The organism is Lentzea aerocolonigenes (assembly GCF_000955955.1).
Classification (GTDB): Bacteria; Actinomycetota; Actinomycetes; order Mycobacteriales; family Pseudonocardiaceae; genus Lentzea; species Lentzea aerocolonigenes_A.
On record NZ_JYJG01000010.1, the window covers coordinates 28940 to 48638 of the forward strand.

The 19699-nt window shown below is 68.4% G+C and carries 20 protein-coding genes; 15 read left to right on the forward strand and 5 right to left on the reverse strand.

Translation table 11 applies throughout. From position 1 onward, the window contains the following. Positions 1 to 284: 284 nt before the first annotated feature. Positions 285 to 1790, reverse strand: coding sequence for an alkaline phosphatase D family protein (locus tag UK23_RS03440; protein WP_045309863.1), 1506 nt, complete (start codon positions 1788 to 1790; stop codon positions 285 to 287). A 172-nt stretch (positions 1791 to 1962) separates the two neighbouring features. On the opposite strand from UK23_RS03440, the gene groES reads away from it, so the two are divergent. Together groES and groL are read left to right on the forward strand one after the other, a co-directional pair. Beyond that, a complete protein-coding gene (gene groES / locus UK23_RS03445) occupies positions 1963 to 2256 on the forward strand; it encodes a co-chaperone GroES (protein ID WP_030478362.1) in 294 nt (97 codons plus the stop codon). Positions 2257 to 2336: 80 nt separating this feature from the next. Next, a complete protein-coding gene (gene groL, locus UK23_RS03450; RefSeq protein ID WP_045309864.1) occupies positions 2337 to 3959 on the forward strand; it encodes a chaperonin GroEL in 1623 nt (540 codons plus the stop codon). A gap of 54 nt (positions 3960 to 4013) precedes the next feature. Here groL and UK23_RS03455 read toward each other — a convergent pair whose 3' ends face one another. After that, positions 4014 to 4310, reverse strand: coding sequence for a WhiB family transcriptional regulator (locus UK23_RS03455; RefSeq protein ID WP_045309865.1), 297 nt, complete (start codon positions 4308 to 4310; stop codon positions 4014 to 4016). Positions 4311 to 4490: 180 nt separating this feature from the next. Between UK23_RS03455 and UK23_RS03460 the strand changes: the two genes are divergently transcribed. The 5 genes from UK23_RS03460 (at position 4491) to UK23_RS03480 (ending at position 8793) form a co-directional block, all read left to right on the forward strand. Beyond that, positions 4491 to 5429, forward strand: coding sequence for a MerR family transcriptional regulator (locus tag UK23_RS03460; protein ID WP_045309881.1), 939 nt, complete (start codon positions 4491 to 4493; stop codon positions 5427 to 5429). Between the two features lie 12 nt (positions 5430 to 5441). Further along, a complete protein-coding gene (locus UK23_RS03465; protein WP_045309866.1) occupies positions 5442 to 6335 on the forward strand; it encodes a tetratricopeptide repeat protein in 894 nt (297 codons plus the stop codon). Between the two features lie 81 nt (positions 6336 to 6416). Then, the gene (locus UK23_RS03470; RefSeq protein WP_030471988.1) at positions 6417 to 7013 is read left to right on the forward strand and encodes a response regulator transcription factor; all 597 of its coding nucleotides are present in this window, start codon (positions 6417 to 6419) and stop codon (positions 7011 to 7013) included. 307 nt (positions 7014 to 7320) lie between these two features. After that, complete coding sequence (locus UK23_RS03475; RefSeq protein ID WP_030471987.1) at positions 7321 to 7893, forward strand: sigma-70 family RNA polymerase sigma factor; 573 nt, start codon at positions 7321 to 7323, stop codon at positions 7891 to 7893. 93 nt (positions 7894 to 7986) lie between these two features. Then, positions 7987 to 8793, forward strand: a complete 807-nt coding sequence (locus UK23_RS03480; RefSeq protein WP_231114358.1) for an anti-sigma-D factor RsdA — start codon at positions 7987 to 7989, stop codon at positions 8791 to 8793. A 68-nt stretch (positions 8794 to 8861) separates the two neighbouring features. Here UK23_RS03480 and UK23_RS48200 read toward each other — a convergent pair whose 3' ends face one another. The 3 genes from UK23_RS48200 to UK23_RS03495 all read right to left on the reverse strand — a co-directional run bounded on the left by UK23_RS48200 (position 8862) and on the right by UK23_RS03495 (position 10825). Next, on the reverse strand, positions 8862 to 9599 hold the full coding sequence (locus UK23_RS48200) for a hypothetical protein (protein WP_156212709.1): 738 nt from the start codon (positions 9597 to 9599) through the stop codon (positions 8862 to 8864). Positions 9600 to 9667: 68 nt separating this feature from the next. Continuing rightward, on the reverse strand, positions 9668 to 10390 hold the full coding sequence (locus tag UK23_RS48205; RefSeq protein ID WP_052684324.1) for a helix-turn-helix domain-containing protein: 723 nt from the start codon (positions 10388 to 10390) through the stop codon (positions 9668 to 9670). A 51-nt stretch (positions 10391 to 10441) separates the two neighbouring features. Further along, complete coding sequence (locus UK23_RS03495) at positions 10442 to 10825, reverse strand: DUF5319 domain-containing protein (RefSeq protein ID WP_045309867.1); 384 nt, start codon at positions 10823 to 10825, stop codon at positions 10442 to 10444. Between the two features lie 143 nt (positions 10826 to 10968). On the opposite strand from UK23_RS03495, the gene guaB reads away from it, so the two are divergent. The 8 genes from guaB to UK23_RS03535 all read left to right on the forward strand — a co-directional run. After that, positions 10969 to 12480 carry an IMP dehydrogenase gene (gene guaB / locus UK23_RS03500; RefSeq protein WP_045309868.1) on the forward strand — a complete coding sequence of 504 codons (1512 nt, stop codon included), beginning with the start codon at positions 10969 to 10971 and terminating at the stop codon, positions 12478 to 12480. 121 nt (positions 12481 to 12601) lie between these two features. Further along, entirely contained in the window at positions 12602 to 13735 is a 1134-nt protein-coding gene (locus UK23_RS03505; RefSeq protein WP_045309869.1) for a GuaB3 family IMP dehydrogenase-related protein, read from the forward strand. A gap of 59 nt (positions 13736 to 13794) precedes the next feature. Next, entirely contained in the window at positions 13795 to 14118 is a 324-nt protein-coding gene (locus tag UK23_RS03510; protein WP_045309870.1) for a hypothetical protein, read from the forward strand. A 111-nt stretch (positions 14119 to 14229) separates the two neighbouring features. Further along, the gene (locus UK23_RS03515; protein ID WP_045309871.1) at positions 14230 to 14475 is read left to right on the forward strand and encodes a hypothetical protein; all 246 of its coding nucleotides are present in this window, start codon (positions 14230 to 14232) and stop codon (positions 14473 to 14475) included. A gap of 155 nt (positions 14476 to 14630) precedes the next feature. Further along, positions 14631 to 16307 (forward strand): FAD-dependent oxidoreductase, encoded by a 1677-nt coding sequence (locus UK23_RS03520; RefSeq protein WP_045309872.1) that lies wholly within the window; start codon positions 14631 to 14633, stop codon positions 16305 to 16307. Positions 16308 to 16319: 12 nt separating this feature from the next. Beyond that, a complete protein-coding gene (locus UK23_RS03525; protein ID WP_045309873.1) occupies positions 16320 to 17291 on the forward strand; it encodes an MBL fold metallo-hydrolase in 972 nt (323 codons plus the stop codon). Next, positions 17288 to 18541, forward strand: a complete 1254-nt coding sequence (locus tag UK23_RS03530; protein ID WP_045309874.1) for an FAD-dependent monooxygenase — start codon at positions 17288 to 17290, stop codon at positions 18539 to 18541. Before UK23_RS03525 ends, UK23_RS03530 begins: the two co-directional genes overlap by 4 nt. Positions 18542 to 18587: 46 nt before the next feature. Next, a partial coding sequence (locus tag UK23_RS03535; RefSeq protein ID WP_052684325.1) for an FAD-binding oxidoreductase occupies positions 18588 to 19699 on the forward strand: 1112 nt, incomplete at its 3' end.

A 19699-nucleotide genomic window follows, 5' to 3' on the forward strand; every position in this document is an offset into this window, starting at 1 on the left:
TCGCGCGGGGTGATGCGAGTCCGCACGTACCCGCGCCTGTTGTTGAAGTACTTCACGTGCGGGTTCTCGGCCAGGATCGCGGGCGTCTCCTGCCGGTTTCCGCACAACGGTGTTGCGCGTGTGGCAGAACCCTGCGGCCACCCGGTCGCAGTTCGCCGCGTAGCCGTCCCACGCGTCCATGTTGTTGGATTCACCTGGCGCAAGTCCCACGATGAGGAGTGCGCGTCGGGTCACTCGAGTCATGGTGAGACCCTCACGCGCCTGGGTGGCTTCAAGCGCTTCTCCTAAAGCCTGTGAAGCCCTGGAACGCGGTCCTCCACCGCGAACGACGCTTTCGTGTGAATGGGCGAACCGGGCCGCGTCACGTAGTCGAGCCCGCGGAAGTCCGACCGCAGCTCACCGGGCGTGAACCTGGTCAGGGTGTAGCCGCGCCGGTTGTTGAAGTACTTCACGTGCGGGTTCTCGCGCAGCCACGCCCCGGTGTCCTCGTACTCCTCCGAGCCGTCGCCACCCGCGGAGATCGACGTGGTCACCAGTTCGGTCGCAAGCGTCTTCGACGACGGGTCGTCCCAGCGCTGCTTCACCTCCGCCCCCCACGCCGCATGCACGTCACCGGTGAGCACGACGGGGTTCCGCACGTCGGCGAACCGGGCCACCACCCGGTCCCGATCGGCGACGTAGCCGTCCCAGGCATCGAGCAGGAACTTGTCGACGTGGCCGGGGATGTAGTCGTACTGCGAGAAGAACACCTGCTGCCCGAGCACGTCCCAACGTGCCTGGGAGCCGCGGAACCCGTCGAACAGCCACGCCTCCTGCTCGTCGCCGAGCATCGTGCGGTCGGGAGCGAGCCGTTCTGGGCACAGTTGCAGCCCGTCCCCGCAGGCCTGGTCGGTCCGGTACTGCCGGGTGTCGAGCATGTGGAACGTGGCCAGCGAGCCCCACCTGATCCGCCGGTAGAGCCTTGGTGACCTGCGGATGGGCATGTTCTCGTAGTACGCCTGGAACGCCGCCGCCCTGCGCTTGGCGAAGTTCGCCTGCGGGGTGTCCGGCTGCAGCCCCGCCCAGTTGTTGGCGATGTCGTGGTCGTCCCACACGACGGCCCACGGCGCGGCGGCGTGTGCTTCCTGCAGGTCCGGGTCCGCCTTGTACTGGGCCTGACGGCGGCGGTAGCCGGCGAGCGTCACGGTCGTCGGGCCCTCGACGTGCCGGGCGATGCCGCTCGGCGACTTGTGGATGCCGGCTTCGTACTCGTAGGTGTAGTCGCCGAGGTGCAGCACCAGGTCCGGTTGGTCTTCGGCCATGCGCCGGTACGCGGTGAAGTAGCCGTGCTCGAACTGCGCGCACGACGCGAAGGCCATCGTGAGCGGCACCTGCAGCGCACCCGGAGCAGGCGCGGTGCGGGTGCGACCGGTCCGCGACAGGTACCCGAGCGCCGAGAACCGGTAGAAGTACTCGCGCCCCGGCTCCAACCCGGCCAGTTCGACGTGGACGCTGTGCCCCTGCTCTGGTCGAGCCGTGGCAGAGCCCTGCTGGACGATCCTGGCGAACCGGTCGTCGTGGGCGACCTGCCAGAGGACCTCGGTCGGGCGTGCTGACATGCCGCCCAGACCGTCGTCGGCGAGGGGTTCACGGGCCAGGCGGGTCCACAGCACCACCCCGTCGGGTGTCGGGTCGCCCGAGGCCACGCCGAGTGTGAAAGGGTCGGCGGGCCGGGCGGACGCGGCGACCGAGAACGCTGTGACTCCCGCCACGCCGGCGAGCAGCAGCGTGCGGCGGGTGAAGGTGGGCATGACTGGAATACGGCTCCCACCCGGTGAGTGGTTCGGGGGTCTCGTTGAAGCGTTGGCACTCTCATGGGTAGAGTGCCAAGTGCACGGCACCAGCACCGCCCCGACCCCCGCGACGGCGGGGTGGCAGGAGCCGTTTATTCGAACCTGCCAACGACCCGTGGAGGTCATCCCGGTGAGCGTGAACATCAAGCCGCTCGAGGACAAGATCGTCGTTCAGGCCTCGGAGGCCGAGACGACCACTGCCTCCGGCCTCGTGATCCCGGACACCGCGAAGGAGAAGCCCCAGGAGGGCAAGGTCCTCGCGGTTGGCCCCGGCCGCATCGACGACAAGGGCAACCGCGTCCCGCTGGACGTGGCTGTCGGTGACGTCGTCATCTACTCGAAGTACGGCGGCACCGAGGTCAAGTACAACGGCGAGGAGTACCTCATCCTCTCCGCTCGCGACGTGCTGGCCGTCGTCAACTAAGACGCTCGGCTGTCATGTGACGCCCCGGCGCCCCATCCGGGGTTTCCGGGGCGTTTCGCCATCCAGAGAGGCTTCAAGCAATGCCCAAGCAGATCAGCTTCGACGAGGACGCTCGTCGGGCTCTCGAGCGCGGCGTGAACAAGCTCGCCGACACGGTCAAGGTCACCCTTGGCCCGCGCGGGCGCCACGTCGTCCTCGACAAGAAGTTCGGTGGCCCGACGGTCACCAACGACGGTGTCACCATCGCTCGCGAGATCGAGCTGGACGACCCGTTCGAGAACCTCGGCGCGCAGCTCGCCAAGTCGGTCGCCACCAAGACCAACGACGTCGCGGGTGACGGCACCACCACCGCCACCGTGCTGGCGCAGGCGCTGGTCAAGGAAGGCCTGCGCAACATCGCCGCGGGTGCGAACCCGACCGCGCTCGGCCGTGGCATCCAGGCCGCCGCCGACGCCGTCGTGGACGCGCTCAAGGGCAAGGCCACCCCGGTCAAGGGCCGCGAGAACATCGCGCAGGTCGGCACCGTCTCCTCGCGGGACGAGTCGATCGGCGCGCTGCTCGGCGAGGCCATCGAGCGGGTCGGCGAGGACGGCGTGATCACCGTCGAGGAGTCCTCGACGCTCGCCACCGAGCTGGTCATCACCGAGGGTGTGCAGTTCGACAAGGGCTACGTGTCGACGCACTTCTCGACCGACCTCGAGGCGCAGGAGGCCGTCTACGAGGACGTCCGCATCCTGCTGCACCGCGAGAAGATCTCGGCCCTGGCCGACGTCCTCCCGATCCTCGAGAAGGTCGCGGAGTCCGGCAAGCCGCTGCTGATCGTCGCCGAGGACGTCGAGGGCGAGGCCCTGTCCACGCTGGTGGTCAACGCCGTGCGCAAGACGCTGAAGGTCGTCGCCGTGAAGGCGCCGTTCTTCGGTGACCGCCGCAAGGCGTTCCTGGACGACCTCGCGGTCGTCACCGGTGGCGAGGTGATCTCCTCGGAGATCGGCCTGAAGCTGTCCGAGACCACGCTGGAGCAGCTGGGTTCCGCCCGCCGCGTCGTCGTGACCAAGGACGACACCACGATCGTGGACGGCGGCGGCACCAAGGCCGACATCGCCGGCCGCGCGGAGCAGCTGCGCCGCGAGATCGAGGCCTCGGACTCCGACTGGGACCGCGAGAAGCTCCAGGAGCGTCTCGCGAAGCTCTCCGGCGGCATCGCCGTGATCAAGGTCGGCGCCGCCACCGAGACCGAGCTCAAGGAGCGCAAGCACCGCATCGAGGACGCGGTCGCCGCCACCAAGGCCGCGGTCGAGGAGGGCATCGTCCCCGGCGGTGGCTCCGCGCTCGTGCACGGCGCCAAGGTGCTCGACGGTGGCCTCGGCCTGACCGGTGACGAGGCCACGGGTGTCGCGCTCGTCGCGAAGGCCCTGTCCGCGCCGCTGTTCTGGATCGCCGCGAACGCCGGCCTCGAAGGCGCCGTCGTGGTGAACAAGGTCCGCGAGGGCGAGTGGGGCTTCGGCATCAACGCCGCCAAGCTCGAGTACGGCGACCTGCTGGAGCAGGGCATCATCGACCCGGTCAAGGTCACGCGTTCGGCTGTCGCCAACGCCGCCTCGATCGCGCGCATGGTGCTCACGACCGAGAGCGCCATCGTCGAGAAGAAGGCGGACGAGCCCGCTGCCGGTGGCCACGGCCACGGTCATGGGCACGGCCACTGAGTTTTGAACTCAAAAGGAAACGGGCGGCGCCTCCGAGGTGCCGCCCGTTTCCTTTTAGACGATTGCGAGCTGGCGCTTGCGCGCCTTGATGATGTTGTCGCGCTCCGATTCTGACAACCCACCCCAAATTCCGTACGGCTCCTGCACGGCCAGGGCGTGTTTGCGGCACATCTCCAGCACCGGGCAGGCGAGGCAGACTGCCTTGGCTCGAGCTTCCCGGCGGGATCTCGCAGGACCCCGTTCACCGTCGGGGTGGAAGAAGAACGCGCTGTCCATGCCCCGGCACGAACCGCGCATCTGCCAGTCCCAGAGATCTGCGTTGGGACCGGGGAGCCTTCGGGTGTCCGCCATCGAGACCGCCTCCGTGACGACTGCTCCATTCGGCTTAACGATGATCCACCGTAGAACCGCTTCAAAACTTGTTCAAGAGGCTGAAGACCCTTATCAACTGATGGGTGACGGCACGCGTGTTCGATCACTCACCGCCCGGAGTTGCCGCGCCGATGAGGTGAACGGAACATGGCTCTCGTGATGACACATCCGGACCAGAGATCTGCCGGTAGTCACACGAGTGAGCCCCTGCTCTCAGTGGCCGCGGTGGCCAGGCGACTCGGCGTGGCGCCTGCCACCCTGCGCACCTGGGACCGCCGCTACGGGCTCGGCCCGAGCGGCCACACCGTTGGGCGGCACCGGAAATACGGGCCTCGCGATGTCGCCCGCCTGGAATTGATGCAACGCGCTCTTCTTCGTGGCGCGTCGTCGGCGGAAGCGGCCCGTTTCGCGCTCGACTCCAAATCTTCGATGACGCACGGCGAGGTGCCTGTCGCACCATCGGGTGGTCGTGGGCTGAAACTGCCGGGAGCGTCTCGATTGGCGCGCGGACTGGGGCGCGCGGCGGTCGCGATGGATTCCATCGCCGTCCAGGGAATGCTCGCCGACTCGCTCGCGTCCGACGGGGTGATCGCGACGTGGAACGAGGTCGTGCGCCCGGTCATGACGGCCGTCGCGGCCCGGTGGCAGCTGTCCGGGGTCGGTGTCGAGGTGGAGCACCTGCTGAACGAGTGCGTGCTCGCGGCGTTCGTACGCGCGACGCCGCTCGTCACTCTTGGGCGCAACCATCGGCCCGTGCTGCTCGCGTGCATGCCGGAGGAGAGGCACAACCTTCCTCTCTATCCGTTGGCTGCGGAGCTCGCGCATCGCGGAGTGGTGGTCCGGCAGTTCGGAGCAGCTCTGCCCATGGACGCGTTGGCTGCCGCTGTGCGCCGGACCGCTCCGTCCGCCGTCGTGCTGTGGGCGCAACTGCCCAGGTATGCCGATCCCGGGGTGCTGACGGCCCTGCCGCGGACCCGGCAGCAGGTCCGGCTGTTCGTGGGCGGGCCCGGCTGGCGGCGTGGTGTGGTGACGACTCCGGCCGAGCGGGTGGACGACCTGGCGAGTGCCGTGGCCGCCGTCGAGGCAGCTGTCACCTGACAGACTTCGCTCGTGGAAGAGGAGCTGCGCAGGGCCGCCTTCGGTGACTCACCCGATCGCGACGTCTGGGCCGCGCTGTCGTCTTCCAGCTCGCGGGTTCGCTGGCTCGCCGCGGTCGTCCTCGGGGGGCAGGGCCACTACGCGGCGGCAGCGACCGTCCTGGATGCGCTCCGTCACGACCCCGACCCGGTGATCGCGTCCCTTTCTCTTTCCACGCGCGCCTCGCACCACCGTCAGCTCGGGGCGCATCACCTCGCCCGTCCTCTTGATGGAGCCGCCCTCGCGCGCGTTCGGACGACCGGTGGTGGCGATCCGGACGGGATCGACGCGGACGGCGCCAGAACGGACGCCCTGCTGGGTCTCGCCGCCGATTCGCTGGGCGCCGGGAGGCTCGACGACGCCCGCAGGTTGCTCGCACGAGTTGAGACGGGTTCGTGGAGGAGTGAGGTTCGGAAGGGATGGGTAACCGCCGAGGTTGAGCTCGCGTCCGGTCACGCGCACGCCGCGGTGGCGCCGGCCGAGGAGGCGTACGGCGTAGCGACGAGCAGAAAGGCTCTCCGCCACGAGCTCAAGTCGGCACTCGTCCTGGGCACCGCGTTGGTCGTGTGGGGGACACCCGACGGGTCGACAAGAGGGGTTGAACTAGTCGAGTGTGAGCTAAATCACAGCGTCACGATGGGGCTTCATCCGTTGATCTGGCCGAGCGCTCTTGTCCTGGTGGGCCATGCCCCCACGGTGGGCGCAGTCGCCATCGACCGGGCGACGGATGCTCTGAGCTGCGTGTTACGGAGAGCTGATCCCGTCAGCCGTCAGGTCGCCCTTGATTCCCCGTGGGTGCCGAGTGGGCTGCTCCGTTCCGGGGAACCCCCGAACGCAGACCCTCAGACGAACTTCTTGACGGATTAAGCACCGGATCGTGTCAAGGTTGGGCTCCGAGCGTCCGATAGGGGAGATGGAACGTCACTCGGCTGCAGGAAAGGAGTCCCCGTGACCACGGTCCTTATTTGCGACGACCGGCGCAGTGTGCGGGAGGGTCTCACCCGCGTGATGTCGGCTGTCCCCGGGGTTAGCCGCATCGACTGCGTAGCGCACGGTGACGAGTTGTTGGCTCGCTTTTCAAGGCAGCCGGTCGACGTTGTGCTGGTGGGAACCCAGCGCGCCGTCCCGACCGGGGTTGAAGCTACCCGTCGGCTCGTCTCCGCAAATCCGCAGGCAAACGTCATCGTCTTCGGCGCACCCGACGACGCGGGCAGCATCGCTGCCGCGATCGCCGGTGGTGCTCGGGGTTACCTGAGGTGGGACGCGTCGCGTCCCGAGCTTGTGGCAGCCCTCGCGCACACGCTCGCCAGCACCTCCGTGCCGGCGCCGCGCCAGCCCTCCGACCCCGGCGTGCAGCTCACGGAGCGCGAGCTCCAGGTGCTGCGCGGGATGAGCCAGGGCAAGAGCAACGGCCAGATCGGCCGCGAGCTCTACCTGTCGGAGGACACGGTCAAGACGCACGCCCGCCGTCTCTTCCGCAAGCTCGGTGTCCGTGACCGCGCTCAGGCGGTCGCGCACGGCTTCCGGCGCGGTCTCGTCCAGTAGTTCACTCGCCGCACCGGCCCCGCGTCCTCATATGCCGCATGTGGGGAAGCGGGGCCGGTGGCGTGAGACGGCTCACCTGCTGCACGGGGTGATCCTTCGGGTCGCGGAATTAGCCCAGCCCGGTGACAATGTCGCCGGGCTGGAGTCGTTCGGCGTGTCGGCTGCTCACGCGGGGTGTCCATACCCCACTGATGAACAGAAGGCGCGAAGACCGGTACGGTGAGATCTGCTGGTACGAGTCGCGGTGAGTGACTCGTGCTGTTCTATGTCGGTACGCCAACAAGTAACACCAGGGCTGTTGTCTGCGATGACCAACTTGGGGGACGGACTGGACGCCGAAGTGGGCGCGGCCGTCGACGGCGACCGCCAGGCGATCGAACGCCTGCTGGCCTCCATTCGTCCTCTTGTGGTGCGGTACTGCCGCGCCAGAGTTGGCAGGCAGGAGCGAAGCTTCGCTTCGGCGGACGATGTGGCCCAGGAGGTGTGTCTCGCGGTGCTCACGGCATTGCCCAGCTACCGCGATCAGGGTCGGCCCTTCCTCGCGTTCGTATACGGGATCGCGGCGCACAAGGTTGCCGATGCACATCGGTCTGCCGCCAGGAACCGCTCCGAGCCCGTTCCCGAAGTTCCCGACGCGCCGGAGACCGAAGCTGGTCCGGAGCAGCGGGCGATGCAGGGAGAGCTCTCCGATCGGATGGCTGTACTACTGCGCGTCCTGCCGGAGAAGCAGCGGGAGATCCTGCTGTTGAGGGTGGTGGTCGGGCTTTCCGCCGAGGAAACTGCCGAGGCGGTCGGTTCGACGCCGGGTGCGGTCCGGGTGGCGCAACACCGTGCGCTGGCTCGGCTCCGCAAGTCGCTGGCAGCGGAGGAGGTGGTCTGAGTGGCCGACGAGCACGGGAAGGACGACGAGCAAGTGCGAGGACAGGACGATAGAACCCCGCACGAACCCGTTGTGGCAGATGATCTTTCGGCTGTGCAGGCCGATGACAGACTGCTCGACGCGCTGGGGTCCGCGGCACCGAGCGGCTCCTTGGTGGACGACGAGCTGAACGCGTTGCTGCTCGCGTGGCGCAACGAGGTGGAGACCGAGCCCTTCGGCGAACTGGTCGACACCGAGACCGCGATCGCCACGATCCAGGCTGCCCGCCCGCAGCCGGTGTCGCGGCACCGCTTCCTGATCCCCTTGGCGAGCGCCGCCGCCGTCCTGGCCATCGCCTTCACCGGCGTGAGCCTGGTCGCCCGCGACGCCCAGCCGGGCGACGCGCTCTGGAGCCTCACCCAGGTGCTGTACTCGGAGCACGCCAAGTCGATCGAGGCCGCGGCCATCATCAACACCGACCTCGACGCGGCCCGCCTGGCGCTTCGTGAGGGCAAGGTCACCGAGGCCCGCGAGAAGCTGGACAAGGTGGAGGCCAGCCTCGGCTCCGTCTCCACCGCGGACGGCAAGGCCCAGCTCGAGGAGAAGCACGCGGAGCTCCAGAAGGAGCTCGCCACGAACACCTCGGCCACCTCGGCCTCGCCGACCACGCCGCCGGTGACGCAGCCGACCGAGCCGACGAAGCCTTCTACGCCGTCATCGACGCCTTCTTCTGAGCCGCCCACCACCACGGTGCCGACTCCGTCGACGTCGTCGGTGACTCCGCCGCCACCCACCTCGGCCGGCGAGAACAACCCGCCGCCTCCGCCGCCGGTGGATCCCGGCACTGGCGAGACTCCTGGGTCCAGCGGTGCGGCCAACGGTGAGTCGCAGGGACAGCAGGGACAGACCGGCTCCAACTGAGACGCAGTGTGAACGGCCCCTGATCTTTCGAGGTCAGGGGCCGTTCACATGCTTTTGGTGGTCACACGTCAGGTGGAATGTGATCGGGCTGCGTGCCGAATCACTTCCCAGGTCAAGTAGCCGTCTTCGGCGAGATCACCTGCGGCGACCCAGGCGTGGTGACCAGGATCGTCCAGCACATCTGCGAGGTGGAGGTTGCTGCCCGCCTCGCCCAGCCCTGCGATGACCGGTTCCGGATCGGTGAGCAGCGAGGTCAGAAACGCGAGGTCCTCCAGATGCCGGGAGTTCCAGGCCTTGGCTGGGGACTTGCCGTACTCCTGGCCGTAGGCGGCCGCTTTGAGCTTCAGCGCCCTGGCCATGTCCGGGATCAAGAGGTCGGCAGACCGATCCCCGTAGGTGGCTTGAACGACAACGCGGTGCCGTAGCGCTTCGCGACCGGCGGGTACCTCGATGGTCTTGCCCGGCGGTGTCGTGGTGAGGTCCGGTGGGGGCTTCACCCCGCTGGGTGCGAGGACGTCGACCTGTTCCCCGTTCGGCCCCCGGTAACGGTGGGTCGACTCGTTCGGCGCGTCCGCTGCGACCACGTAGCCGAGCTGTTCGAGTGCGGCGACGGTTTCGCGAATCGAGCTGGTTGAGACTTCGACATCGCACAGCACGTCGACGTCGCGGGTGACCCGGACAGGCTGTCGTCCACTGACGGCACCATGCAGAAACACCATGACGCCGCCGATCACCACGTGGTCGTCGGGCAGATTCACGACGACCTCGAACACTCCGGGCCACAACTCGCAGGAGGTTTCGGTCATCGGCGGCAAAATGGCGCTGCCGAGCACAGGAAGATCCGGCCACCGGTCAGAAGACATGCGAGCGCAGCCTAATCACTGCTGCGGTGCAGGAGTTCCGCGGCTACGCGGCCGGCGCGGTCATCGGCCTGGTCGAGCAGGTCGGCAGCGGCGACTTCGAGGGGGACCACGCCAGGCTCGGTCAACAGGGTGACCACGTCGCCTGGGAGCTCCGCAGGAAGTACCCGCAGAATCAGGTTGGGAGAGCTGGAGCTCCATCCGATGCCCGGTATACCGCGCAGCTCGTCGAACGCTGCAGGCGTGACGTAGAGCTCGCGTCCGCTCGTGTCGTTGGAGACCAGTGGTGCACCGTGAACCAGCGCTGCCGCTGTGCCGCCGACTCCGACTCCGCTCATTCGGGTGATGCGGTCGACGACGAACCCAGGTGCTCGTGCGTGGCGGACCTTCGCCCGGTGGCTCAACAGCCGCGGCCATTGCGACAACGGACGACGGGCGTAGCGGTGGACACGCACGCGTTCTGCGGAGGTGACCCAGTGCGGCTTGCGGTCCCCGACGACCCACAGCATCGCCCACGCGTTCTTGCCGGAGAGTGGACGACCAGCGTGAGGAGCAGCGGCCCGCCGCCGGAGCACTGACTCCTGGTTGATCAGCAACATGCCGCCGCCCTCGAGCTTGGTGGCGAACAGCACTCCATCCCGGACGAGGTCTCTGACCTGCTCGCTGCTGACGTCCAGCAGCTTCGCCGCGGCGGCGACAGTCATCCACCCGTCACTGCGGACCAGATCACCGGACATGGGCTGCACAATACCCCCGACAGTGCCGGGTATTGTGTAAATATCCCCAGTTCAGCGGGCCGACTCCGTAGCCGTCACGCCGTCCGCGTAGCCCCGGCAGTACTCCCAGCTCACGTAGGCGCCGGGGTCCGGGTCGAAGGCCGGCTCGTGCGGGCGCATGCGGCCATCGGCCAGGAGCTGTTCGAGTGAGGCTCGCAACAGTGCCCAGTCGTGGTAGTGCGGTTCCTGGCACTCGCCGCAGTCGACGACGATGCCGCGAACGCCTCGGTGTTCGAGGAGCGCTTGGTAGACGGCGAGGTCGCTCAGGTCGCTGACCAGCTCTGCTCGTTCGTCTTCGTCCATCTCGGGATGGTCGTGGTCCGGCTCGCCGAGGGTCAGCGCGGGGTCCTCGGGGTCGCCCTCGAAGGGGTCTGGTGGCAACGCGTCGTGCGGCACGACCCCGCACGGTACCCGCCGTACCCCCACAGCCGTCCAGATACCATGGGCAGCACCGCCTCCGCCTGCGGAAACTGGACCCGTAGGACTCCAAAAAGAGCAAGCGGAGCGCAGACCGCACGACGGAAGGCATGTCACCCGCTATGACCAGCGAGCTCAACGCTGACGGAGTCCCGAGCAAGTTCGCCATGCTGGGACTGACCTTCGACGACGTGCTCCTGCTGCCGGCCGAGTCCGACGTCGTTCCCAGTGGCGTCGACACGAGCACCAGGATCTCGCGCAACATCACCCTGAGGATTCCGCTGGCCAGCGCCGCGATGGACACGGTCACCGAGGCGCGGATGGCGATCTCGATGGCGCGCCAGGGCGGTATCGGCGTGCTGCACCGGAACCTGTCGGTCGAGGACCAGGCACGGCAGGCGGAGACCGTCAAGCGGTCAGAGGCCGGCATGGTCACCGACCCGGTCACGTGCTCGCCGGACGCCACGCTGGCCGAGGTCGACGCGTTGTGCGCCCGCTACCGCATCTCCGGCGTGCCGGTGACCGACTCGAACAACAAGCTGGTGGGCATCATCACGAACCGCGACATGCGGTTCGAGCTCGACCACACCAAGAAGGTCAGCGAGGTCATGACCAAGGGGCCGCTGGTCACCGCGCAGGTCGGCGTGAGCGCCGACGCCGCGCTGGGGCTGTTGCGCCGCCACAAGGTCGAGAAGCTGCCGATCGTCGACGGTGACGGCAAGCTGCAGGGCCTGATCACGGTCAAGGACTTCGTGAAGACCGAGCAGTACCCGAACGCCACCAAGGACCCGGACGGCCGCCTGCTCTGCGCCGCCGCCGTGGGTGTGGGCGAGGACTCGTTCGTGCGCGCCATGACGCTCGCGGACGCCGGTGTGGACGTGCTGATGGTCGACACGGCGCACGGCCACTCGCGCGGCGTGCTGGAGATGGTCGCGCGCATCAAGAAGGAGCTGGGCGACTCGGCTGACGTCGTCGGCGGCAACGTCGCGACTCGCGCGGGCGCCCAGGCGCTGGTCGACGCGGGCGCGGACGGTGTGAAGGTCGGCGTCGGCCCCGGCTCGATCTGCACCACGCGCGTGGTCGCGGGTGTCGGTGTGCCGCAGATCTCCGCGATCTACGAGGCGTCCCTCGCCTGCCGTCCCGCCGGTGTGCCGGTGATCGGTGACGGCGGCATCCAGTACTCCGGCGACATCGCCAAGGCCATCGCGGCCGGCGCGTCCGCCGTGATGCTCGGCTCGCTGCTCGCGGGCACCCAGGAGGCGCCCGGCGACCTGATCCTGGTCAACGGCAAGCAGTTCAAGACCTACCGCGGCATGGGCTCGCTGGCCGCGATGCAGTCGCGCGGCGAGAACAAGTCGTTCTCGAAGGACCGCTACTTCCAGGACGACGTGCTCAACGAGGACAAGCTCGTCCCCGAGGGCATCGAGGGCCGCACGCCGTTCCGCGGCCCGTTGTCGCAGGTCGTGCACCAGCTCAACGGTGGTCTGCGCGCGGCGATGGGCTACACGGGTTCCCGCACGATCGCCGAGCTGCAGGACGCGCAACTCGTGCGCATCACCGCGGCGGGCCTCAAGGAGAGCCACCCGCACGACATCACGATGACCGTCGAAGCCCCGAACTACACCACCCGTTAGGGTGTTCGGGCTGCTCGCTCAGGGGTGAGGTGTGTCCGCGGAAAGCGCGGACCACGTTCGCTCGCGTGTTGTCTCTGGGGGCGGCCCCAGACCCCCAGACGAACGAGGAGAGGAACCACAGGTGCGCGATCTGGTCGAGATCGGCATGGGCCGGACCGCGAGGCGGGCCTACGAGCTGGACGACATCGAGATCATCCCGTCCCGTCGCACGAGGTCGTCGAAGGACGTCTCCACGACGTGGCAGATCGATGCCTACCGCTTCGACATCCCGCTGATCACCCACCCGACCGACGCGATCGTGTCGCCGGGCGTCGCGGTCGCGGTCGGTGAGCTGGGCGGTCTCGGCGTGCTCAACGCCGAGGGTCTCTGGGCGCGGCACGGTGACGTGGACGAGGCGCTGTTCCGCCTGGTCCAGGCCACCGAGGACAACGACGACCCGGCCGCGGCCGTGAAGGTGCTGCAGGAGCTGCACGCCGCCCCGTTGCGGATGGACCTGGTCGCCGAGGCGATCAAGCAGGTCCGCGAGTCGGGTGTCACCGTGGCGGTCCGCGTCAGCCCGCAGCGCGCAGCCGAGCTCACGCCGGACCTGCTGGCCGCGGGCGTCGAGATCCTGGTCGTGCAGGGCACGATCATCTCGGCCGAGCACGTGTCGCGCGACGGCGAGCCGCTGAACCTGAAGTCGTTCATCGCGGACCTCGACATCCCGGTGATCGCCGGCGGTGTCGGCGACTACCGCACCGCCATGCACCTGATGCGCACCGGCGCGGCGGGCGTGATCGTCGGGTACGGCTACACGCCGGGCGTCACCACCACCGACTCGGTCCTGGGCATCGGCGTGCCGATGGCCACCGCGATCGCCGACGCCGCGGCCGCCCGCCGCGACTACCTCGACGAGACCGGCGGCCGCTACGTGCACGTCATCGCCGACGGTGGCATCACGACCTCTGGCGACGTGGCGAAGTCCATCGCCTGCGGTGCCGACGCCGTGATGCTGGGCGAGCCCCTCGCCGCCGCGACCGAGGCACCGGGCCAGGGCCTGTACTGGACGGCGTCCTCCGCGCACCCGTCCGTGCCGCGCAGCCTCGTCGCCGACGCGGTCGACCAGGAGCTCGACCTCCGCAAGCTGCTGTTCGGCCCGTCCTCGGACCCGCGCGGCGTGACGAACCTGTTCGGCGCCCTCAAGCGGGCCATGGCCAAGACCGGCTACTCGGACCTCAAGGAGTTCCAGAAGGTCGGCCTGACCATCCGCGGCTGATCCACCGACGGCCCTTGCCGCAATCGAAGTGCAAGGGCCGCCGGTGCACGGTGGCGCGCATGAAGCGTCCTCTCGTCGTCACCATCGCCTGGGTGCTCTGGCTCGCGTTGGGCCTCGTGATCGTGCTGGGCTCGCTGTACCAGGACATCCGCCTGGCCAACATCCTGATCGCGATCTACGGCGGCGTGCTGCTGCTCTTCAACCGCCAGCTGAAGCGCGGCCGCGACCGTCGCTTGGTGCTGTCCGTGATGGGCGGCATCTTCTGCCTGGCCCTGTGGCCACTGCTGGTCGTCGTCCCCGCGATCGTGCTGCAGTACCTCCCGGAGTCCCGCCTGTGGTTCAACGCCCAACCGCGGCGAACCGAGACGCTGGAGTCCCCTTAGGGTTGGGGGTCGTGCCGCTCGTCGGATCGGGTTTTCCTGAGCCTTCCGGTAGCCGCCCGGGCTCAGAGATGATCTTGCAACCGGCTCGGCCACTCACGCGTCCTGAAAGGCATGGACTTGGACTCCCTGTTCGGCGACAACAGCACCAGCAGCACGGATGTGGACACGATCGACACGGACGCCGAGGTCCAGGACGTCGAAGAGCTCGTGAAGCTGGAAGAGGCTGACGAAGCGGCGGAGGAAGGCGTTGGCGGCATCGGCTGGAAGGCGCTGGCGCTGTTCGTCTGCGGCGGTCTGGTGATCACCGCGCTGGCCGTCGCGTTCATGGTCTGGGTGATCGAAGGCCTGGTGTTGTGAGTCAGGCCGCACGTCTTTCGACGATGTGCCGGCCGCCTTCGGACAGTGGCGGCGCGCTGAGTCTGGAGCGGGCGGTCGACTTGTGGACCGCATTGATCAGCTCTGAACCAAATCGGGACTAGGCGTTACCGGAAGTAACGCCTACTCTCCGGTTCATGGGTGAACTCGCCGGTAACTTCGATGTCGTCATCGTCGGCTCCGGGTTCGGTGGCAGCGTGGCCGCGCTCCGCCTGACCGAGAAGGGCTACCGCGTCGCTGTCCTGGAGGCAGGTCGCAGGTTCGCCGACGACGAGTTCGCCAAGACCAGCTGGAACCTGCGGAAGTACCTGTGGGCGCCGCAGCTCAAGTGCTTCGGCATCCAGCGCATCCACCTCCTGCGCAACGTCATGGTGCTGGCCGGCGCGGGCGTCGGCGGGGGCAGCCTCGTCTACGCCAACACGCTGTACCGGCCGCTCAAGCCGTTCTACGAGGACCGGCAGTGGGCGCACATCACCGACTGGCAGGACGAGCTGGAGCCGTTCTACGACCAGGCGAGCCGCATGCTGGGTGTCGTCACGAACCCCACGACGACCCCGAGCGACGTCGTCATGCAGAAGGTCGCGAAGGACATGGGCGTCGAGGACAGCTACCACGCCACGCCCGTCGGGGTGTTCTTCGGCGAGCCGGGAAAGCCCGCCGACGACCCGTACTTCGGTGGCGCCGGGCCGCAGCGCACGGGCTGCACCGAGTGCGGCAGCTGCATGTCCGGCTGCCGGGTCGGAGCCAAGAACACGCTGGTCAAGAACTACCTGTACCTCGCGGAGAAGCTCGGCGCGAAGGTCTTCCCGCTCACCACGGTCACCCAGCTGCAGCAAACAGACGGCAAGTGGACCGTCGACACCAAGATGACCGGTGGACGGGCCACCAGGACCTTCACCGCGGACCAGGTCGTCATCGCCGCCGGCACCTGGGGCACCCAGCAGCTGCTGCACAAGGCGAAGGCGACCACCTTGCCGAAGATCTCGGGCAAGCTCGGCGAGCTCACCCGCACCAACTCCGAGTCGATCATCGGGGCCGCGCGGTACACCGTCGACCCGCAGAACGACTTCACCAAGGGCGTCGCGATCACCAGCTCCATCCACCCCGACGAGATCACGCACATCGAGCCGGTCCGGTACGGCAAGGGCAGCAACGCCATGGGGCTGCTGCAAACCCTCGCCACGGACGGCGCGATGAGCACCCCGCGGTGGCTGCAGTTCATCAAGCAGGCGGTCAGGCACCCGTTGAGGTTGCTGAGGCTGCTGAGCGTGCACCGGTGGAGCGAGCGGACCGTGATCCTGCTGGTCATGCAGAGCCTCGACAACTCCATCACCACGTTCCTCAAACGCGGAAAGCTCACCAGCAAGCAGGGGCACGGTGAGCCCAACCCGGCGTTCATCCCGGCCGGACACGAGGCGAACCTGCTGGCCGCCAAGCACATCGACGGCATGGCGGGTGGTACGTGGGGTGAGCTGTTCAACATCCCGCTGACCGCGCACTTCATCGGCGGCTGTGCGATCGCGGCCAGTGAAGAAGAAGGCGTGATCGACCCGTACCACCGGGTCTTCAACTACCCCGGACTGTCCGTTGTGGACGGTGCGGCGATCAGTGCCAACCTCGGCGTGAACCCGAGCCTCACCATCGCCGCGCAGGCCGAGCGGGCGTTCTCGCTGTGGCCGAACAAGGGCGAACAGGACGAACGGCCGGAGCAGGGCCAGAAGTACAAGCGCATCAACCCGGCGAAGCCGAAGAACCCGGCGGTTCCCGATCAAGCTCCAGCCGCATTGCGGTTGCCGATCGTGAAGGCCTCCTGACACGGTGGAGGCATGGCCAAAAAGCCGCCGAAGAAGCCTTTCGCCTCCAGCGCCGACCTCGCCCCGAAGGACGAGGTGTTCGTCGAGCTCGCCGACGGCGTCTACACCCTGACCGCCGAAGGCGACCCCAACGTCGGGGCGATCGAGGCCGAGGACTTCCTGATCTGCTTCGAAGCCCGCGCCACCCCGGCGGCAGCACGACGGTGGCTCGCACAGCTCAGAAAGCACACGGACAAGCCCGTCCGGTATCTCGTGCTCAGCCACTACCACGCCGTCCGCACGCTCGGTGCCAGCGCGTTCGACGCCCAGGAGATCGTCGCGCACGAGATGACGCGGGTGCTGATCGCCGAACGCGGGCAGCAGGACTGGGAGAGCGAGTTCGGCCGCATGCCGCGGCTCTTCGAGCAGCCGGAGGAGATCCCGGGGCTGACCTGGCCGACGCTCACGTTCTCGGACCGCATGAGCATCCCGCTCGGCGAGGACCGCGGCGACCTGTTGCTGCAGCACCTCGGCCGCGGGCACACGGCCGGCGACATCGTGGCGTGGCTGCCGCAGCAACGCATCCTCTTCGCCGGTGATCTGGTCGAGTCGCAGGCCGCGCTCTACACCGGCGACGCGTTCCACGACGAGTGGGCGACGTCCACTTTGGACGAGATCGCGGACCTCGGCGTGGAGGTGCTCGTCGGCGGACGCGGCAAGGTCGCCCGTGACCGCTTGGAGGTCGAGGCCGCGATCGAGCAGAGCAGGCACTTCCTCAACGAGCTGCGCCGCACGGTCGGCGGAGTGCACGCCGAGGGAGGCACGCTCAAGCAGGCCTTCGAACTCGCGCACGAGACCCTCGAACCCCGCTACGGACGCTGGCCGATCTTCGAGCACTGCCTGCCGTTCGACGTGAAGCGCTACTGGGACGAGTGCGACGGCAAGGACTGGCCGGACATCTGGACCGCGGAACGCGACCGCGCGGTCTGGGACGCCCTGCAATGAAACCGGTGCTCGTCGTCGGCGCCGGGCCGGTGGGGATGACCGCCGCGCTGTTCCTCGCGAAAGCCGGCGTGCCGAGCGTGATCCTGGAGAAAGCCACCGGCAGGCAACAACAGGGCAGCCGATCGATCTGCGTGCAGCGCGACGTCCTGGAGATCCTCGAACGGATCGGCGTCGGCCAGGCCGTCGCCGACGCGGGCGTCACCTGGTACACCGGCCGCACCTACTACCGCGACCGCGAGGTGCTGACCCTGACCTTCCCGGAGGCCGAGGGTTTCCCGCCGTTCGTGAACACCCCGCAGACCGTCGTCGAGCAGCTGCTGGAAGAACGCGTCCGCCAGGAACCGCTCATCGAGCTCCGCTACGGCCACGCGCTCGAAAGCCTGACCCAGGACGACGAAGGAGTGTCCACAAAGGATCTGCAAGCCAGCCACTGCATCGCGGCCGACGGCGTGCACTCGACGGTCAGGCAGCTGCTGAACATCCCGTTCGAGGGCTTGTCGTTCGACGACAGGTTCATCATCGCCGACGTTCGCGTTGACCTGGACTTCGAGACACCGGAACGCCGCTTCTACTTCGACCCGCCGTGGAACCCAGGCCGTCAGGTTCTCCTGCACCCGCAACCGAACGGCGTCTGGCGGATCGACTGGCAGGTCGCGGAGGACGTCGAGCTCACCGACGACCGCATCCGCGCGATCGTCGGCGACAAGCCGTACGAGGTGGTCTGGCAGTCGACCTACCGCTTCCACCAGCGCCGCGCCGGTACGTTCAGGAAGGGCAGGATCCTGCTCGCGGGCGACGCCGCGCACGTGATGAGCCCGTTCGGCGCCCGCGGCCTGAACTCGGGGATCTGCGACGCCGACAACGCCGCGTGGAAGATCGCCGCCGACCGCAACGGCGAGGCGGGCCCGAATCTCCTCGACTCCTACGACGCCGAACGCGGGCGAGCCGCCGACGAGAACCTCCGCATCACCGGCGACACCATGCGATTCCTGGTGCCGGGCAACGAAGAAGAGCGCATCCACCGGCAGAAAGCGCTCGAGTCCGGCGAAGGCATCGACTCGGGCAAGCCCTTCACGCCGTCGACGTACGAGAACTCCCCGCTCACCACGGACGGCGGCGAGCTCGTCCCGAACTCCCGCACCGCCGGTCCCGGCTTCCAGATCAGAGACGGCCGGCTGATCAGACCGGATGGGCACGTTGCCGCACGGCGTTGCGACGATCGGGTGAAGCGACGCGCACTCGGGTGGTGATCTCGGCGCAGGACAACCCACGATCGGAGCCGGGGGTGTTTCTGCCATGGGGATCAACAGGCGAACTTTCTTGCAGGGGACCGCGCTCGCCGTCACGGGTCTGGGGATGAGCTCGGGCACGGCCGTCGCGGACACGAACTGGGCCAAGCTGCGCAAACGCCTCGGTGACCGGCTCGTGCTGCCGCAGGACGCGGGCTACGACCAGCTCCGGTTGCCGTACAACCACGTCTACGCGAACCGCAGGCCGGCCGCGATCGCGCGGTGCGTCAGTCCTCAGGACGTCCAGGCGTGCCTGGACTTCGCGTCGCACGAACGCATCCCGATCGCCGCGCGCAGCGGAAAGCACAGCTACGCGGGCTACTCGGTGCCGGAACACGGCCTTGTCGCCGACCTCGGAGGCATGGCGGACGTGCGGGTCGACGGCAGTTCCGCGCGGGTCGGTGCCGGCGCCAGGCTGATCGACGTCTACGAGGGGATCGGCGGCGCGGGCCGGGCACTGCCCGCCGGCTCGTGCGGCACGGTCGGCATCGGCGGGCTCACGCTCGGCGGCGGCATCGGCGTGATCGGCCGCAAGTACGGCCTGACCTGCGACCACCTGACCAGCGCCAGGATCGTCACGCCGGACGGCTGCCACCGCACGGTGTCAGCGCATGAGGAGCCCGACCTGTTCTGGGCGCTGCGCGGTGGCGGCGGCGGCAACTTCGGCATCGTCACGTCGTTCACGTTCCGCACCGATCCCGCGCCGGACCTCGCGGTGTTCAGCCTCCAGTACCCGGCAGGCGCGACGGCCGACGTGTTCGACGCCTGGCAGGAGTGGATCGCCACGACCCCGGACGAGCTGTGGTCCGGCTGCGGCATCACGGCGACGGGCGCGCTGTCCACGATCGGGTTCGACGGCACCTACGTCGGCCAGGCGAAGGACCTGCACAGGCTGCTCGACCGCATGCCGCCCGGCGGTGAGCGGACGGTGCGGGAGATGACCTACCTGGAGGCCATGCGCTTCTTCGCGGGCCCTGCGGACGACCCCGGCACGGCGTTCGTCGCGTCGTCCCGGATGCTGCGCCACCGCGTCCGTGGCAAGCGGATCGCCGAACTGGTGGACGGCCAGCGCGACGGTTTCCTGCAGCTCGACTCGTGGGGCGGCGCGCTCAGCAGGGT

What these genes read in the sequence shown, in the direction of transcription:
- UK23_RS03440 (WP_045309863.1), bottom strand. Translation starts at nt 1,790, where the DNA reads ATGCCCACCTTCACCCGCCGCACGCTGCTGCTCGCCGGCGTGGCGGGA.
- groL (WP_045309864.1), top strand. Translation starts at nt 2,337, where the DNA reads ATGCCCAAGCAGATCAGCTTCGACGAGGACGCTCGTCGGGCTCTCGAG.
- UK23_RS03455 (WP_045309865.1), bottom strand. Translation starts at nt 4,310, where the DNA reads ATGGCGGACACCCGAAGGCTCCCCGGTCCCAACGCAGATCTCTGGGAC.
- UK23_RS03460 (WP_045309881.1), top strand. Translation starts at nt 4,491, where the DNA reads ATGACACATCCGGACCAGAGATCTGCCGGTAGTCACACGAGTGAGCCC.
- UK23_RS03475 (WP_030471987.1), top strand. Translation starts at nt 7,321, where the DNA reads ATGACCAACTTGGGGGACGGACTGGACGCCGAAGTGGGCGCGGCCGTC.
- UK23_RS48200 (WP_156212709.1), bottom strand. Translation starts at nt 9,599, where the DNA reads ATGACCGAAACCTCCTGCGAGTTGTGGCCCGGAGTGTTCGAGGTCGTC.
- UK23_RS48205 (WP_052684324.1), bottom strand. Translation starts at nt 10,390, where the DNA reads ATGTCCGGTGATCTGGTCCGCAGTGACGGGTGGATGACTGTCGCCGCC.
- guaB (WP_045309868.1), top strand. Translation starts at nt 10,969, where the DNA reads ATGACCAGCGAGCTCAACGCTGACGGAGTCCCGAGCAAGTTCGCCATG.
- UK23_RS03510 (WP_045309870.1), top strand. Translation starts at nt 13,795, where the DNA reads ATGAAGCGTCCTCTCGTCGTCACCATCGCCTGGGTGCTCTGGCTCGCG.
- UK23_RS03515 (WP_045309871.1), top strand. Translation starts at nt 14,230, where the DNA reads ATGGACTTGGACTCCCTGTTCGGCGACAACAGCACCAGCAGCACGGAT.
- UK23_RS03520 (WP_045309872.1), top strand. Translation starts at nt 14,631, where the DNA reads ATGGGTGAACTCGCCGGTAACTTCGATGTCGTCATCGTCGGCTCCGGG.
- UK23_RS03525 (WP_045309873.1), top strand. Translation starts at nt 16,320, where the DNA reads ATGGCCAAAAAGCCGCCGAAGAAGCCTTTCGCCTCCAGCGCCGACCTC.
- UK23_RS03530 (WP_045309874.1), top strand. Translation starts at nt 17,288, where the DNA reads ATGAAACCGGTGCTCGTCGTCGGCGCCGGGCCGGTGGGGATGACCGCC.